The sequence below is a fragment of the Nostoc cf. commune SO-36 genome, assembly GCF_023734775.1.
In the GTDB taxonomy this organism is placed as follows: Bacteria; Cyanobacteriota; Cyanobacteriia; order Cyanobacteriales; family Nostocaceae; genus Nostoc; species Nostoc commune_A.
Genome location: NZ_AP025732.1, coordinates 4,688,826 through 4,705,867 on the forward strand (window position 1 = coordinate 4,688,826; position 17,042 = coordinate 4,705,867).

At 38.9% G+C, this 17,042-nt stretch carries 13 protein-coding genes and 3 pseudogenes; 5 read left to right on the forward strand and 11 right to left on the reverse strand.

The features are described 5' to 3' along the window. Window positions 1–171: 171 nt before the first annotated feature. The 5 genes and pseudogenes from ANSO36C_RS21130 to ANSO36C_RS21150 all read right to left on the reverse strand — a co-directional run bounded on the left by ANSO36C_RS21130 (window position 172) and on the right by ANSO36C_RS21150 (window position 3,074). Window positions 172–1,710 (reverse strand): annotated as a pseudogene (locus ANSO36C_RS21130) (ArnT family glycosyltransferase). Between the two features lie 126 nt (window positions 1,711–1,836). After that, window positions 1,837–2,202, reverse strand: coding sequence for a clan AA aspartic protease (locus ANSO36C_RS21135; RefSeq protein WP_251956101.1), 366 nt, complete (start codon window positions 2,200–2,202; stop codon window positions 1,837–1,839). Next, window positions 2,199–2,471, reverse strand: a complete 273-nt coding sequence (locus tag ANSO36C_RS21140; RefSeq protein ID WP_251956102.1) for a hypothetical protein — start codon at window positions 2,469–2,471, stop codon at window positions 2,199–2,201. The genes ANSO36C_RS21135 and ANSO36C_RS21140 overlap by 4 nt, the downstream gene beginning before the upstream one ends. Before the next feature lie 66 nt (window positions 2,472–2,537). Further along, window positions 2,538–2,837 carry a type II toxin-antitoxin system RelE/ParE family toxin gene (locus ANSO36C_RS21145; protein ID WP_251956103.1) on the reverse strand — a complete coding sequence of 100 codons (300 nt, stop codon included), beginning with the start codon at window positions 2,835–2,837 and terminating at the stop codon, window positions 2,538–2,540. 3 nt (window positions 2,838–2,840) lie between these two features. After that, window positions 2,841–3,074, reverse strand: a complete 234-nt coding sequence (locus tag ANSO36C_RS21150; protein ID WP_251956104.1) for a type II toxin-antitoxin system ParD family antitoxin — start codon at window positions 3,072–3,074, stop codon at window positions 2,841–2,843. Window positions 3,075–3,573: 499 nt separating this feature from the next. On the opposite strand from ANSO36C_RS21150, the gene ANSO36C_RS21155 reads away from it, so the two are divergent. Both ANSO36C_RS21155 and ANSO36C_RS21160 read left to right on the forward strand, forming a co-directional pair. Next, window positions 3,574–4,644 (forward strand): reverse transcriptase domain-containing protein, encoded by a 1,071-nt coding sequence (locus tag ANSO36C_RS21155; protein WP_251956105.1) that lies wholly within the window; start codon window positions 3,574–3,576, stop codon window positions 4,642–4,644. A 28-nt stretch (window positions 4,645–4,672) separates the two neighbouring features. Further along, the gene (locus ANSO36C_RS21160) at window positions 4,673–5,548 is read left to right on the forward strand and encodes a hypothetical protein (RefSeq protein WP_251956106.1); all 876 of its coding nucleotides are present in this window, start codon (window positions 4,673–4,675) and stop codon (window positions 5,546–5,548) included. 203 nt (window positions 5,549–5,751) lie between these two features. On the opposite strand, the gene ANSO36C_RS21165 is transcribed toward ANSO36C_RS21160, so the two are convergent. From ANSO36C_RS21165 to rimI, 6 genes are all read right to left on the reverse strand, one after another. Beyond that, the gene (locus tag ANSO36C_RS21165; protein WP_251956107.1) at window positions 5,752–8,220 is read right to left on the reverse strand and encodes an ATP-dependent Clp protease ATP-binding subunit; all 2,469 of its coding nucleotides are present in this window, start codon (window positions 8,218–8,220) and stop codon (window positions 5,752–5,754) included. Between the two features lie 990 nt (window positions 8,221–9,210). Then, window positions 9,211–9,576: a sugar transferase gene (locus ANSO36C_RS34990; RefSeq protein ID WP_410174625.1), complete on the reverse strand. Its 366-nt coding sequence runs from the start codon at window positions 9,574–9,576 to the stop codon at window positions 9,211–9,213. Then, entirely contained in the window at window positions 9,545–10,237 is a 693-nt protein-coding gene (locus ANSO36C_RS21170; protein WP_410174626.1) for an anti-sigma factor antagonist, read from the reverse strand. The genes ANSO36C_RS34990 and ANSO36C_RS21170 overlap by 32 nt, the downstream gene beginning before the upstream one ends. Window positions 10,238–10,561: 324 nt before the next feature. After that, window positions 10,562–11,068: a glycosyltransferase gene (locus ANSO36C_RS21175; protein WP_251956108.1), complete on the reverse strand. Its 507-nt coding sequence runs from the start codon at window positions 11,066–11,068 to the stop codon at window positions 10,562–10,564. Then, entirely contained in the window at window positions 11,065–11,514 is a 450-nt protein-coding gene (gene pssD, locus ANSO36C_RS21180) for a PssD/Cps14F family polysaccharide biosynthesis glycosyltransferase (RefSeq protein WP_251956109.1), read from the reverse strand. Before pssD ends, ANSO36C_RS21175 begins: the two co-directional genes overlap by 4 nt. 1,499 nt (window positions 11,515–13,013) lie before the next feature. After that, on the reverse strand, window positions 13,014–13,562 hold the full coding sequence (gene rimI / locus ANSO36C_RS21185) for a ribosomal protein S18-alanine N-acetyltransferase (RefSeq protein WP_251956110.1): 549 nt from the start codon (window positions 13,560–13,562) through the stop codon (window positions 13,014–13,016). Between the two features lie 92 nt (window positions 13,563–13,654). Between rimI and lysA the strand changes: the two are divergent. The 3 genes and pseudogenes from lysA to ANSO36C_RS21200 all read left to right on the forward strand — a co-directional run bounded on the left by lysA (window position 13,655) and on the right by ANSO36C_RS21200 (window position 16,948). Then, window positions 13,655–15,056: pseudogene (gene lysA / locus ANSO36C_RS21190) on the forward strand (diaminopimelate decarboxylase). Window positions 15,057–15,276: 220 nt separating this feature from the next. Continuing rightward, window positions 15,277–16,200 carry a diadenylate cyclase CdaA gene (gene cdaA, locus ANSO36C_RS21195; protein WP_251956111.1) on the forward strand — a complete coding sequence of 308 codons (924 nt, stop codon included), beginning with the start codon at window positions 15,277–15,279 and terminating at the stop codon, window positions 16,198–16,200. Further along, window positions 16,197–16,948 (forward strand): annotated as a pseudogene (locus tag ANSO36C_RS21200) (isoprenyl transferase). The gene cdaA and the pseudogene ANSO36C_RS21200 overlap by 4 nt, the downstream one beginning before the upstream one ends. Window positions 16,949–17,042 lie beyond the last annotated feature (94 nt).

Consider the following 17,042-nt stretch of genomic DNA (forward strand, 5'->3'; position numbering starts at 1 on the left):
GGCTTCGCCCCACTGCGCTAACGCCCGAAGTCAAGCGAAAAAAATTAAAATATTCTCACCTTAAAACTCTATCTTTTTATGGGTAGAGTATTCTGGATTCTGAATTCTATATTCTGACTCCTGTTTTATTTCTCTTTGCCTTTTACTTTCTAAAATATCCAGATGTTCAACTTATGGTGAAATCAGTGTAAATCCTTTAGCTGTTCCAATGATTTTGCTTCCAGTTAAATTTATTTGCTGTAAAGCCCCATCGTCTAACAGTAAATAAGATTTATTAAATAACATTTGTTGTAAAACTGGCATAGTTGTAGCAGTTACCTTGCAATCGCTATAAAAATTTAAGCTAGGACGATCATAAGCAAAAGAAGTATAAATTTGGGTTCCTGGTGAAACATTTGCTCGAATTAATTCCGCTACTGGTTTAACTGGAAAAGCTTCATTTAATTCCCAAATCCATGATTGCGAACTCATCAATAGTGCTAAAACTAAGTACATACCAGAAAATAAAACTGGAATAAAGTTGCGATCGCGCTGTTTAACTAGCCATGCTGCGATACCCATACTTATTGCCAAAACAATACTCATAACTATTAAAATAGGTTTTTGTTGAATAAAAAAGTAAACACATCCTCCTAAACCAGCAATAGAAATAATAGCTAGAAATATTGTCAAACTTCGTCCCTTAAAATGACCATCCTGCCAAATCTCGCTAAGTTTAGTACCAATTGCCAAAGCTAAAAATGGATATATAGGCATAACATACCACGGGAGCTTAGTTCTCATTAGAGAGATAGTTCCTAAGTAAACGATTGTGCCAATAATAATTAGGCGGCTCCAGGTAGTATGACGTTTTTTCCAAGCTAGATAAAAACTTCCCGGTAAAAATAATAGCCAAGGAAAACTATACTTAATTATCTCAATTAAATAGTACCAGGGAGGGCCACTATGACCTTCAACAGATTGTGTCAGACGAGCAAAAGTTTGTGCTTGAAAATTCACTTGTAAGAAATTTTCGCCATAACGTTGCCATTGAGCAGCAAACCAAGCGATCGCTGGCGCATTTCCTAAAAATATTCCCACTAATAAATAAGGGCTTTTTAACAAAGCAAACTGCCGATCTGCAATGAGGAATAAACAAGCGATCGCTCCTAGCGGCAAAACCATCATCCCTTTAGTTAGAGTTATTAACCCTAGACAAAATCCCACACCAAGAGCATAACGTCGATTTTGACGTGCTTTTTAACAAACAAAACAACAACAGCAAAAAAAAGGTAATAGTTGCGCCATCTAGCATTGCTAGCCTTCCATGACGCACTACAGGCAGACATCGTCAGTAAACTAAAGCGGCAAATAAAGCTGTAAACTTTCGTTAAAAAGCAAACATCCCACTAAGTAAAGCAAAGGCACACCCAAAGCAGTTAAAACTGCACCCGGTAGACGTGTTGTCCAATCATTTACGCCTCCGATCGAGTAAGTCCAAGCAATTAGTAAGTGCATGAGTGGTGGCTTATTATGATAAGGTTCACCTCCCAAGGTGGGGAAAAGCCAATGCATTGAACCAAGTGGGGCACGCCAAATTTCACGGGCAACCTGTGCCACAGTACCTTCATCCCAGTCTCGTAAAGGGGAGTTTCCTAAAAATATCAGCCATAGAACTAGAGATATTACCAGTAGGCTAAATAACCATTCTTTTTCTCGGAATAAACGCATATCTAAAATCGGGATAATCATCTCAAAGACTGTAAGGCGATATTTTACCCCAGATTCTGCAATGGGAGTTTGGTTACTTTTTTAAAAGGGCGTTTATATGGTGCGATCGCTCAAAATGCCAGAATACTAAAAATCATCAATTGTTACTAAACCACCATCGATAAACTGTATGACAAGTTCATGTTCATCAAGTAAAGCAGTTCCTAATAGAGGTAGCCGTCCTGTAGCAAGTACATTCACTTCCCGTTCTTCTCCATTCCAAATAATGTTACCTTGATGTACTGGCAAAATTACATTACTATTGTCAGCTAAATTTGCATACATTTCATACACGAAAGGGAAACCCAGTAGAGTAACTGCTGCTGGAGGCAGAGAAAGAAACTCTGTAAAACCTGTATTTATAACAAATTCAATACTAAAATCTGGTTTATTTGTAAGTCGAAATATGATATTAACTGTTGCGCGTCCGTTCTTGACAATACCAGAAATCACCGATAATCGCGCTCCATGTCACCACTGAAGGAAACAGCGACTTTATAACCAATGCGAATACCAAAAAGTCGAGCAAATGGGTGCTTATTACGTAAATATCGTGCCGATTCTAAGCCTATTTTATCAATTGCGTATTCACCTGTTTCTATATCAATGATCACCATTTTACCGATGTTTTCTTCTCGTTCTACTTGTTGACGAATGCTATTTTCATATAATTCTTTCGCACGTCGTCCAACTTCTTCGCGGCTTAAAAGTATGCTTTGCATGTTCTTGCTCCTTGCTGTTATTTTTTCGCGTTTGCAGTTCATGTTAAGGAATAGGTTGTCTTTGGGTTAGTCTTCGTTGAAATAAGACTCCACATCCATACGATCATGCAAAATACGAATAATATCGATAGTTTCATTGGTTTCCTGATAAAAGATCAAATGTCGTCCGATGTGGTACTTGCGATATCCTGAGCGAATATCATCACAAGTACGTCCCCTGTGTGGCTCTCGTGCCAAGAGATGAAAGCAATCGTCCAAGATAGCAAGATAACGGTTTCTCTGCTCAGTTCCCCATGTTTTTTGGGTGTAGCGACCGATTGATAGCAAGTCTTGAGTGGCTAATTCAGTGAGGCGAAATGCTGACATGCGCTATTCACGATCAAGTTCTGCAAGCAATCCTGAGAGAGAATAGTCAGCAAATCCGCTATTTTCCCCATCTGTCAATGCTCGTTGCAAAGCGGCAAGTTTTATTTCTCGCTCTTCTAAAAGGCGCAGTCCCGCTCGAATCGCTTCACTGGCGCTGGCAAAACGACCGCTTTCAACTTGATTGGCGATAAACGCTTCAAAATGCTCACCCAAGGTAACACTTGTATTTTTTTGCATACAATTTTCTCCTGTATAATACCAATATATAATATTTGTTGGTATTAGTGCAGATGAAAATTGTAATTTCTAAGGCACGAAACCCAACGCTACCAATGGGATTTGTTGGATTTTTTTCTTATTCAGCCCAACTCACCAATAATTTAGTCATTTTCACGCAATACTTTGAGACAATTTGCCTGTAAGATTACCTAAAGGTAAGTCTGAATCAGTTGTAAGCAATGATTCCTTAGACAAACCACTTCAATCACTTGCGGGTATAGGTATTGATTTCCGTTGTTGATCCTGCGACGGTGTATTTCACGGTCAGCTTTACGAGGATTTTAATCTTTTAAATTGCCTCTTGATCCTTATCCGTATAGGCGAGAATACACCCGCAAGTGATATTTTTTTATTTCCAATCGTAGAAATTAGCATGATATCTGTGTCAATGCTAAATCTAAATATGGCTGTTACATCGCTCAAAAGATAGCTGATTAAGGATAACTCAGGGGACAAAGTGAAAAAAAACTCTCAGTTGCTTCTCACAGATAGCCCCGAATCTTTACGAGAGAAATTTTACTCTCTCAAACAACCAATGGATATAGCTGACCTTTTAGAGGTTTCCTATCCTCGTCTTGTTTATCATATATATCTTGTTGAAGCAGACAAACGTTATAAAATTTTTGAGATACCTAAAAAGTCTGGTGGTATTCGTCAGATATCAACTCCGATAACTGCACTTAAAATTATTCAGACAAAACTTAATCAAGTATTACAAACAGTGTATGAGATAAAACCATCAGTGCATGGTTTTGTGATGGGGAAAAATATTGTAACTAATGCTCAAGCTCATACTAAAAAACGCTATGTTCTAAATCTTGATTTAACTGATTTTTTTCCGTCGATTAATTTTGGTCGAGTCCGGGGTATGTTTATGGCTACACCCTATGGTTTACATCCAGACGTAGCGACTGTTCTAGCGCAGATTTGTTGTCATAACAATCAGTTACCTCAAGGTGCCCCAACTTCACCCATCGTGACTAATATGATTTGTGCCAAGATGGATAGTCAATTGCAACGTTTAGCTAAAGAGTACAAAGCAACTTATACAAGGTATGCAGATGATATTACTTTCTCAACAACTTTACCTAAGTTTCCTGAAGAACTAGCATATATAGTAGCTGAAGAAGATGTAGATAAAATTTTTATTGGTAATATATTATTATCAATTATTAATAATAATGGATTTGAGGTAAATAATCATAAAAATCGACTGCAAGTCAAAGGTAATCATCAAGAAGTAACGGGATTAACGACTAATCTATTTCCTAATGTTGACAGAAGGTATGTGCGTCAGGTTCGTGCTATGCTTCATGCTTGGGCTAAATTTGGGCTTGAGGCTGTGGAAAAAGAGTATCAAGAAAAGCATGAATCTCAAAGCAGATTACCTGCCAAGCAGAAACCAAATTTTAAACAAGTACTTCGGGGCAAAATAGAGTTTATTGGTATGGTAAAGGGAACAGATGATTCTATTTACCAAAAATATTTAAATCAATATCAGCTACTTTCAAATTTAGTGATTAATTAGTTATTATATTATTTGAGAGCGATAATTAATGGATAGAGTAGCTCAAAACTTACTTCAAGAACTTAACTGTAATCTTAAAAATATCGCTTTATATCTGGATAAATTAACCAGAGAAGAAATTAAGATAGACTCAAGTAAAATATTTTTAATTGATTATTCACAATATCTCTGGCTCAATCAGTCAGAGAATGATCAACTCAGAAAACAACTTGAAGAATACAATAGACAATCAGTTCATGACATTATCAATGATGATTTTATAGAATTCTGTAGAAAGATATACCTACAAATAGAAATATTGCTTAATCAATTTATAGCCAAAGAATATGGCAACGACAAAATACAAGATAATTCATATTACAAAAAAAATAAACTAGCTGATTTTTTTAAAGCAATTAATAGTAAAAAAGAAAACTTTAACCCTTATGATCATGAAGAATATAAAATGATTATTAATATCATGGATATCAGAGATGTTGCTAGTCATGGAGATTGGAATGGTAAATCCATAGAAGAAAGGATTGAAGCTAAACGTAAAATAAAGATAGGATTTAGAAATCTAGATAAAAATAAAATTACTGAAGAAAAACTAAAAAAAATATTTTTCAAATTTTTAATTAACCCAGAGAAAAATATTAAAATTTATAACAATTTTGGTCAAGGATGGGCATATATAACTCTAGGTAATTTAAAAAATGAATTTTTAGATGTTGACAAAGTTCTTAATGACGTTAGAAGTAATCTCAAAATCTTACAATACCAGTTGGGAAATAAGGTGGAAATTTTCGCAGATAATAAGCAGCCCCAAAATTACCTTAAAGATTTTTTTAAGCAAAAAGATTATCAAAAAATACACAATACAATGAATTGGTTTATTGAGAAAATAGGTAACTCTTTAAAATAAAGCTCATTTTATCTTAATAGGAACTCTTCGCAGATTTTTTATCTTTTTTGATACCTTGTAGTTTACAAGTTGACTCAGCAAGAATACTACAATACATAAACTTATAATCGCAATCAGGCAGTCGTACAAAAAAACGGTAGAGCAATAAATACTCTACCGTTTTCTAATTTTCTATTTGAGATTTAAATCCCAAACTCTAAATTTTACTCAACACCTTGGGGTAACAATTCCCGACGCTGTTGAGAACTAACTTGGACAATGCCATTTTCATCCACATCAACAAGGGCTGTATCGCCATCTTTGATACGACCAGACAGAATTTCTTCTGCTAGGCTATCTTCTAACAGGCGCATAATTGCCCGACGTAATGGCCTTGCGCCGTAGCTGGGACTGTAACCTTCAGTGATCAAACGATCCTTGAAGCGGTCTGTGACTTCTAAGGTGATACCCTTTTCCGTCAGACGACCAAATACTTCCTTGAGCATAATTTCGGCGATTTGGGTCACTTCCGGCTTGTTCAACTGACGGAAGACGATAATTTCATCGAGTCGGTTGAGGAACTCTGGACGGAAGTACTGCTTCAATTCTTCGTTCACCAAAGAGCGAATCCGGTTGTAAGTTGACTCGCTAGCATCTTCGGAGAATTCAAAGCCGATACCGCTACCGCCTTTTTCAATTACCTTAGAACCAATGTTGGAAGTTAAAATCAGCAAGGTGTTCTTGAAGTCCACCGTGCGACCTTTGGCATCAGTTAACCGACCGTCTTCCAAAATTTGCAGCAGCATGTTGAAGACATCGGGGTGTGCTTTTTCGATTTCGTCGAACAACACCACGGTGTAAGGTCGCCGCCGCACGGCTTCGGTTAGCTGACCACCTTCGTTATAGCCAACATAACCTGGAGGGGAACCAATCAGCTTGCTGACGGTGTGACGCTCCATGTATTCGGACATATCTAAACGGATCATCGCTTCTTCGGAACCGAAGAAGTAAGCAGCTAAGGATTTCGCCAACTCGGTTTTACCTACACCAGTAGGCCCAGAGAAGACAAAGCTAGCTATGGGTCGGTTGGGATTTTTCAAACCAACACGAGCGCGACGGATTGCCCGTGAAACTGCTTTCACAGCTTCATCTTGACCGATTAAACGCTGGTGCAAGGTGTCTTCCATGTGCAGCAGCTTTTCAGATTCAGATTCGGTGAGTTTGTTCACCGGTACACCTGTCCAGGAAGCGACAATGTGAGCAATGTCTTCTTCTGTAACTACAGGTTCTTCACCTTCTGTGCCAGTTGCATTGGTCTTGCTTTGAGCGATCGCCCGGATTTCGGCTTTGATTTCCATTTCGCGATCGCGCAATTCTCCAGCTTTGTCAAAGTCTTGGGAGCGCACTGCATCATCTTTTTCTTTTAATATCTGACGCAGTTCTTTGTCTAACTCTTTAGCTGCGGGTGGCAGTTGGGAGTTAATCAAGCGCACCCTAGAACCAGCTTCATCAACTAAGTCGATGGCTTTATCTGGGAGGAAGCGATCGCTAATGTAACGATCTGATAACTTCGCCGCCGCCACCAATGCTTCGTCGGAGATTTTCAGTTTGTGGTGTTGCTCGTAGCGTTCGCGCAAACCATATAAAATTTCAATTGTTTCATCAACTGTAGGTTCGCCAACCATGACTGGTTGGAAACGCCGCTCTAATGCTGCATCTCGCTCGATGTGCTTCCGGTATTCATCTAAGGTTGTAGCACCGATGCACTGCAACTCACCTCTGGCCAAAGCTGGCTTGAGGATATTTGCTGCGTCAATCGCACCTTCGGCTGCACCCGCACCAATTAAGGTATGTACCTCATCAATCACGAGAATGACATTACCCGCCGAGCGGATTTCATCCATGATTTTTTTCAAGCGTTCTTCAAATTCACCCCGGTACTTGGTTCCTGCTACGAGCAAACCAATATCCAAGGTGACGACGCGTTTATCTTCGAGGATGTCAGGGACATCTTTGGTGGCAATGCGTGAAGCTAAACCTTCAGCGATCGCAGTCTTACCAACCCCTGGTTCCCCAATCAGCACTGGGTTATTTTTGGTTCGGCGACCCAATATCTGAATCACTCGCTCAATTTCTTTAGCGCGTCCCACCACTGGATCGAGCTTATTATCTATTGCCATCTGGGTCAGGTTTGAACCAAATTCATCCAGAGTCGGGGTTTTTGTGCGCCCGGATGAACCGCCTGGTGAAACTTCGGCAGTTTCTCCCAACATGCGGATAACTTGGGTTCTTACCTTAGATAGATCCACACCGAGGTTTTCTAGCACCCTGGCTGCGACACCTTCCCCTTCGCGGATTAGGCCCAACAGCAGATGCTCGGTGCCAATGTAGTTATGCCCCAGTTGGCGTGCTTCTTCCAAGGAGAGTTCTAAAACTCGCTTTGCCCGTGGCGTAAACGGAATTTCCACAGCAACAAAGCCTGATCCCCGTCCTATAATTTTTTCAACTTCAATTCGGGCATCTTTGAGATTGACACCCATTGATTTCAGCACTTTAGCAGCCACACCAGTGCCTTCGCCGATCAGACCCAAGAGGATCTGCTCAGTTCCGACAAAGTTGTGACCTAAACGGCGGGCCTCTTCTTGGGCCAGCATGATTACCTTAATGGCTTTTTCTGTGAAGCGCTCAAACATGGCTTTATCCCATCATCTGCGGTCGTGCCGGTATGCTGATTTTAGCACAGGCAAAGCTTTTGGATGCCTGTATAACAGATTATAGACATCCTGAAGCTATGACTTGGTAATTGTTAACTATTGACTACTTTATCTGGCTAGTATACTGAGGAGCTTTATTTCACCAGGGTTTTTGGGATTTATTATAAGCAATTGGCAAAAAAAGGCAGGAGACATTACCAGAAATTTTAGTTGGTAAGTTATTGCCCACTAACATAATAAGAATTGTATAGAGCGCAAAACTCTAGGAGATTTGAAGAAGAATTCAGAAGTCAGAATGGGCTAAACCTTAGCTATCCGCTAACTGGAGTCAGAATAAATCAGTGGTGGATCTGAATCCCCCACTGATAGCGACGCGGAAAGCGAGTCAGACGCTCCTGCGTCGCTAACGCTGTGCTATTGAGCGTCTTTAAGACCACCAAATTTTCAATTTGGTGGGGATTTTAAACCCGTTTATTCAGACGCTCTCTACGAGACGCTAAAAGCGAACGTGGACTCGCTACCGCTACGCTATCCGCCACTCGTACAGAATTCATACTGACTCCTGACTCCTGAATTCTGTTTAGATAAAGCTTACACAGCATAACTCTTATGTTTTTAAGTGTGGGTTTTGTAAGCTCGAATTGCTTTCCTCCTGAATGCTGGGATTTAGTATTTTTTTAATAAGAATTTTTAAATTATTTTATTTTTTTGTTACAAAAAGCACATATATAAAACCAAATTATGATTATTTTATATTGAAAAAGATATTAAAATCAATAGTTTGGTAAATTTATGAAAAATTAGCGCCCAGTTTTCCAGTATTCATACTGGGACTCTCAAATAACAAATTACTCAAAAAAACCACTATTAAATAGTAATAATTATCATTACTGTTTAATAGTGATTTTTTTATTTGTAAGTCACTAAGTTCTGACGAACTCAAAAATGGCAGCAGGCAGATGTAAAAAGCTAAACAGCCCCACTGTTTCTATTAAACAAAATAGCTGCTGTTTTCAAAATCAGCTTTAAATCGTACAATAAACTCCAATTTTTTTGATACTGCAAATCTAGACGAATTACGTCCTCAAAATTAATTACTGTAGAACGTCCATTTACTTGCCATTCACCAGTCATACCCGGCTTAACGTCCAAACGTTGCCACTGTGGTACTTCATAGCGTTCTACTTCATCAGGTGTAGGGGGTCTAGTGCCTACTAAACTCATTTCTCCTTTGAGGATGTTCCAAAATTGGGGTAGTTCATCTAAACTTGTTCGCCGTAAAAAGCGCCCTACTTTGGTAATTCTAGGATTCGTTTTTATTTTTGAAGAAAGCACCTTTGGCTTGGTTTTCTACTAGGAATTTCTTCGCTTCTGCATCCATACACATGGAGCGGAATTTCCAAATTTTAAACCGCTTTCCCATCCAGCCACAGCGAGTTTGACTAAAGAAAATAGTACCAGGATCATCCATTTGAATAGCGATCGCAATGGGAATGAATAAAACTCCTGTAATTAGTAAACCTACTAGTGATCCTACAATATCTATAAACCGTTTCATCCAAGATGCCACAGAAGGATGAGTTGCAGGTAAATGCTCTATCTGACGAGAACTTGTTTTGTGGATATGTATTAAGTTTTGCTGTTCTATTAGTGACTCGTTATCAAAGAACTGTAAGCTAAAAACCTGATCCAATCCAGTTAGTTTTAGGACTGACATTACTTCAGGTGTCACATTACGCAGTCTTAATGCAATTCCTTTTGACTCGGCGTATTTGAAATTACTAACTAATGCACCTAAACCACTACTATCCATAAAAGTAGTTTGGTGAAAGTCAATGATCATCTGTTTGAGATGTGAATTGGCTTGAATTAAGCTTTGGCAGGTTTGCTTAAAGCTTACAGCCTCCAATACGGTGAATCGGGCTGAGACTTGCACTATGGCCGTGTCATTTAAAGAAGTAACTAAAAAATCTATTTCAGTGGATTGGCTAGTCATAAATGTTTGAATTTTTATTATCCTGTTGTGATGCAATCTACCGAACTGAACATTACTGGGCGTTAAAAAAAAATTGCACAATAGCTGTATGTTCTGAGATAAATAATGCTTATGTAATTCCCAAGTTACAGTTCTTATGCTATTAGTGAATTACTGAAAGAAAAAAGATAAATAAAATTACCTTTGCTGCGATTGTAAACTTTTGTAACTCACTAAATGCTGAAATATTCTGTTCGATTGCTAGTACACTACTTTGTTAATAAAGCGTACTATTTTTTACCAGGCTGATACATAAGCTTTATTAAGCAAAAGCAGAACAGTTAATTAACTCAACCGAACAACTGCTTTTTCTGGAGGATATTGCACCAGCAAGTAATCAGTCAGCTTTGGAGTATTAAATATATTTTGATGAAAATAAGGAGGCGGCTCCAACACTGCTTTTTCCAGTTCATCTAGAGATACAAAACTTTTTATCCCTAATGGTGCAACAGCTTGAGTGAATAACAATTGATGATCATCAACGTGCTCACTATAGCGTTTTAGCCTTGGTAAAAGCACAAAACGCGCTCCTTGTGCAGCAAGCATCCGTGTAGAGCCTTGTCCAGCATGAGATATAACCAACCGAGAAGACTCTACTAACTTGACTAGCTCATCTAAGGTAACTGTTGGCACTAAAGTAACTTGAGGATATCCTTTTAATGCAGAAACATCGCTGTAACCATATTGTAAAAACACAGGTTCAGAAATGACACCACGGTCTATTAACATTTTCAACCACAATACTGCACGGTCAAATGGAAATGAAACTGTCCCTAGTGTCATTAAAATCATGATGCATATCCTTTAAAAATTGCTTTAGGGTATTTCTTGCATAACTCTGGCCATTGGACATAAAACTCATCACATACTGAGTAGATTAATTTGCCTGAAATACTCAATTCTTCGGCACGAGAAATACTCTCAATATAAATGAATTTGATTCCCAAAAGTTTAGCTATAAATGCAAAATTGACAGCAATACTAGCTCCAGTCGATAGAATTACGTTGGGTTTCTCATAACGTAATATTTTAAAAGTTTGAGGGAGATTAAGTATGAGAGCCAACCAATCTCTTGGTGCTTGATAAGGCAACCAATGGACTCTCTCGTTTTTTTCAAGTATTTCTGTATCTCTTTTATAGTCACTGACCCATACTCTTTCATGCAGTGACCAGAAAGACTTCAAACTTTTCATGGTTGCAAAGTGACCACCTGATGTGCATACTAGCATTAATTTCATAGTGTCTGATTTTCCCCACAACAGCTAAAACATTTAATAAAATCATCTCGATTCTAATAAATTTTTACTTAACGTTCTTTGATTACTCTTAACTAGACAATAATATTTAATTAAAGTTTTATTTTACTTTGCTTTTCTCTACTTGGTTACAAACAATGATTTTTTAACTTTGCTAAACAAACGAGGATTTAAAACAGATTCAAAAACACTATATTTTCTCTCCTTAAAAAATATAAAAAATGGTTTAATAACTTTTTTTCTATTAGCCTATTAGCTATTAGTTTTCGTATTCATTGAGTCTGGATGTTTTGTAAATTACAAGCATTAACTAATAGTTACATATATTTCACTTCTACTTTTTTACAAAAATTATCATTACATTCACCGTATTATCTGTATCTACATCAAAAGTTACAACTCTTGACTTTTCTACTCAAGGTATAAGATGACATAATCGTAATCTTATCTTTTGTAAAACTTATAGATATTGATGAAAATCATAGTAATTACAAATGAATACATACGTAATCTAGATTAATTTAAACATTTGGTCTGGCGTATCGTTTTATATTGCAGTTGCAGCGATCGCAGCCAAAGTTGTTCTATGTAAGTTTACTCAAAATTTATCTTTAGATATTTTGGATATAAGTTTATTTACGCAACACTACTTACTTATTTATCATTCTGCGGAAGTCATGTAAAGTTTTTTACAAAAACTTTACGAATTCTTTTATTTTTCAAATTAAGTATTTTCTATGTATTAGAAAATATTTTGGTAAAGATTATCAATATACATCTGTTAAAAGTAAGGTTTTTTTTGAAAAGTACTAGGACTTAAGGAAAATATCTCTCAACTATTATTTCTAAGTACTTCTGTAGTTCATTATTTTATAAATTGTACGTAAGTGCTAAATTTTGTAAAAAATAATTGGATATTTGCTAAAAGGCCCTAAATAAGCATCATAGGTTTAGCCCACTACCAGCATAGTTTGCGAATTAAAGACTTTTAATACCCCAAAATCCTTGTTGAATCATTTAGCCAATGCTGCTAATGCGGAAATCGCAAGTAAAAAATATACCTTTACTTACTTAAAAATCAATTCTGTAAAATAAGTTTTACTTATAATTACTTGTAAATAAATTTTGTACCCTAGCGAACCTATCTTTATAAATGTATTCGTACATAGCACATTAATGCTAAAATTTAGATATAAAGTGCGATCGCAATCATCTGCTCTTAATCTGCTAAGGCGAGATTTCTAAATTCCTACCTTTTAAGAATTTTTGCTCACCTGGGGAAAAATAGACGATTTTACGTGATTACAGCCAACGAAAGATTAAGGTTTCATCCTAGTTTGATGAAAGCTGTTTACGGGCGATCGCCAGTGGTGAATATAAATAAATAGAAATATTTCTTAAGAGGAAGGTTAAGTAAAATCAAGTATAATAAGCCACCCGATGCTGCCTTTGAGAACAACAGTAGATTTACGGTGAACTAATTAAAAAGATAAGTGCCAAGAGGATTTATCTAGGCGATCGCTGACAATTGAATACCACTGGTCTAAAGTTGCTTTAAATTTGGGGTGTTGTAAATCTGGCAGCCAAAGAATCAGCGCGTCCTCATCGTTATCTTGGTAGTAATGCCGCCGCCGCCCTGCTATTTTAAAGCCAAATTTTTGATATAAAGATATAGCCCCCAAGTTAGAAGCTCGCACTTCGAGAGTAGCTCGCTCCATTTTGCGATCGCAAGCTGTCTTGATAAGTGAATATAATAAAGCCTGTCCTAAACCTTGACGATGATATTCGGGATGAACCGCCAAAATTGTGATGTGGGCTTCATCTAAAATTGACCAAAAGCAACCCATTCCCAGCAGTCTCGAATTAGAGACAGAGGAAAATAAACCGAGCAAATCGCTGTTGGGGCTGTCTAACTCGCGTTGGTAGCCCTCCATTGTCCATAGCCCGCCAAAACAGGCTTGATCTAGTTCCAACAATGCACTTAGATGCTCTGGAGTCAGTAATTGAATTTTTAAGTCTAATGAGATCACATTTATTGAATAACGTTACAAACCCTTTGTAAACTGAGAATCAGGAGATGAACTCAAATCCCGTAATTTAAACAAGGAAAACTTTTATAGTTATGGTATCGACTCACCCCACTGGGGTTCAACATTCTGGAAGTCAATATTTACCTCAAAAGCGCGACACCAGTGCAAATCCATCGCCTATCAAGAACTTTTACCCTTGACTGCTAGAGTTCATCATCATGATCTCCTGGAAATTGGTGGGTGTGATGTCACAACCCTAGTTGAGCAGTTTGGTTCCCCTTTATATATTTTAGATGAAGAAACCCTGCGTTCGGCTTGTCAGCAATACCGAGATGCTTTCAAGCAATACTACATGGGCGAATCTCAAGTATTGTACGCCTCAAAAGCTTGGAATTGTTTAGCATTTTGTGCGATCGCCGCCTCAGAAGGACTGGGTATCGATGTAGTTTCTGGGGGCGAACTTTACACTGCCTTGGAAGCCGGTGTTAGTCCCAATAAAATTTACCTTCACGGAAATAATAAGTCTCGTGAAGAATTAATTTTAGCGATCGAGTCTGGTGTCACCATTGTGGCGGATAACTGGTATGAATTGCATACCCTTGCCGAAATCGCCCAACCGGCTCAACCGATCCGTATCATGCTACGGCTGACTCCGGGTATCGAGTGTCATACGCACGAATATATCCGCACGGGACACTTAGATAGCAAATTTGGCTTTGATCCTAACGATTTAGATGAAGTTTTTACCTTTGTCAGCCAACAACCTGCCCTTAATTGCGTAGGAGTACATGCTCATATTGGTTCCCAAATTTTTGAACGCCAACCGCATCAAGACTTGGCCGCCGTCATGGTGCAATGGCTGCGGGATGCCACGAAGTATGGTTTAAATATTACAGAGTTAAATGTTGGCGGCGGTTTAGGGTTAAGTACACAGAATCAGACGATCCCCCTAGCATTGAAGAATGGGTGAAGGCAATTTGTGAAGTTATCCAAAAAGCTTGCGTAACCGAAAACCTACCTTTGCCAAAATTACTTAGTGAACCGGGGCGATCGCTAATTGCAACTTCTTGCGTCACTGCCTATACTATTGGTTCATCCAAAGTCATTCCAGAAATTCGCACCTACGTGGCAATTGATGGAGGAATGTCTGACAATCCCCGCCCAATTACTTATCAATCAGTTTATCGGGCAGTCGTTGCCAATAAAATGTCTTCTCCCTTGAACCAAACAGTCACAATTGCTGGTAAACATTGTGAATCAGGAGATATTCTGATTAAAAATGCACTACTCCCAAAAACTGAACCAGGGGATATTCTCGTAGTTATGGGAACTGGTGCGTACAATTACAGTATGGCATCTAACTACAACCGCTTGCCCCGACCGGCAGCAGTCGTAGTAGCAAATGGCGAAGCAAATTTAATTTTGCAACGTGAAACTTATCAAGATTTAATTCGACAAGATCGTCTACCAGAAAGACTAAAAAATAGTCGTTAGTCCTTGGTCATTAGTCATTAGCTAGAAACTAAACCCCGTCTATTTTGAAACCTATAGTTTTTGAAGAGAGTATATTATTCTCTCGTGGCTTGAGTTTTGAGCTTTAGCCTCATTACAAAAAACTACGGTTTTCACAGTAGACGCGGTTTAATAACAAATGACAAATGACAAATGACAAATGACTAACCGTAATTAGAGGCAAAAGTGTAATCCAGATGTCATGAGAGATTGGTGGAAGCAATGGCTGACAAACCTGGGATGGTCACAGTCCTTGCTACTTGGGACTCTGGATATCATGTTAGTGCTGGCACTGACTTACATGATACTGGTTATTATTAGTGAGCGCCGGACACTGTGGATGGTGAGGGGATTCATTATATTAATGCTAGCCTCAGCATTAAGCGGCAGATTAGGGCTACCTCTGCTCAGTTTTGTATTAGAAAAATTGGTGATTGGTTGTGCTGTGGCGATGGCAGTTGCTCTCCAGTCAGAGTTTCGGCGTTTTTTAGAGCAATTGGGGCGTGGCGAATTCCGCCAGCTATTTCAACCAGATCGGCTGGCAATACCTAAATCTGATAGTGTAATTGATGAAATTGTTGAGGCTGTTAAAGAATTGTCAAAAAACCGCATTGGAGCTTTACTAATTGTGGAAACCACAGGGCCAATTGATGAGCGAGATTTTTCTGTGCCAGGAGTAAAGCTCAATGCGGAAGTTTCTAAAGAACTGATCCAGACAATTTTTCAGCCGAAAACTTTGTTACACGATGGGGCGACACTGATTCGTGGCTCACGGATAGTGTCATCGGGTATAATTTTACCACTTTCGGGACGCACAGCCTCGCGCCAGTTGGGAACACGCCACCGGGCGGCAATGGGAATTACTGAGCGGGTCGAAAATTGCATTTGTGTCGTTGTATCTGAAGAAACGGGTTCTATTTCCTTAGCGGAACGGGGAACCCTAAATAGACCACTGACGATTAGGAAGCTAAAAGAGTCATTAGATGCTCTTTTGTCTCCAACCGTAGATAGGGAAGCTGTTGCTCCTGGTCTGTTGAGCTTTGTTCGTCGGATAGGTGGCAAGACACTAGCACTGGTTTCACGTTTACTCGGATTACCATCGACCGCTTCTCGAGATAAAAAATGACAGGACAACATATCAAACTGCAAGATTTGCCCACAGACTTAAAACGAGAACTATTGCCGCAGCACGTTGCGGTGATTATGGATGGCAATGGTCGATGGGCTAAACGTCAGGGTCTACCCCGAATTATGGGTCATAAGCGAGGAGTAGATGCTCTCAAGGATTTACTTCGGTGTTGTCAGGATTGGGGAATTCAGGCGCTGACAGCTTATGCTTTTTCAACGGAGAACTGGAAAAGACCGCAGGAAGAAGTAGATTTTTTGATGACTCTCTTTCAAAGAGTTTTACGCCAAGAACTGCGGGAAATGGTGGAAGAGAATGTTCAAATTAAGTTTGTCGGGAATTTGCAAGACCTGCCACGATCGCTCCAACAAGAAATATCCCGTTCAATGGAAGAAACCAAAAATAATCGTGGTATCCGGTTTTCGGTAGCAACTAATTATGGCGGACGGCAGGAAATTTTACAAGCTTGTCAAGCGATCGCAAAACAAGTCCAGCAAGGTCTGCTACACCCCGATGAAATTAGATGAAACAGGTGTTTGAAAGCCACTTGTACACAGCCGGAATTATTGACCCAGATTTGTTAATTCGCACCAGTGGAGAAATGCGCCTCTCAAATTTCCTTCTCTGGCAAATGGCTTATGGAGAAATTTACATTACCGATGCTCTCTGGCCCGATTTTGACCGAGCTGAGTTTCACCGCGCCTTATGTGCCTACCAACAACGCGAACGGCGATTTGGAAAAGTATAAAATTTACAATCGAAGCCAACCGCCAATTTCGGACTCAGTGGGTTGACTGGAGATGACCACAACGCTTGTTACGGGATTTCCAAGAAATAAATTA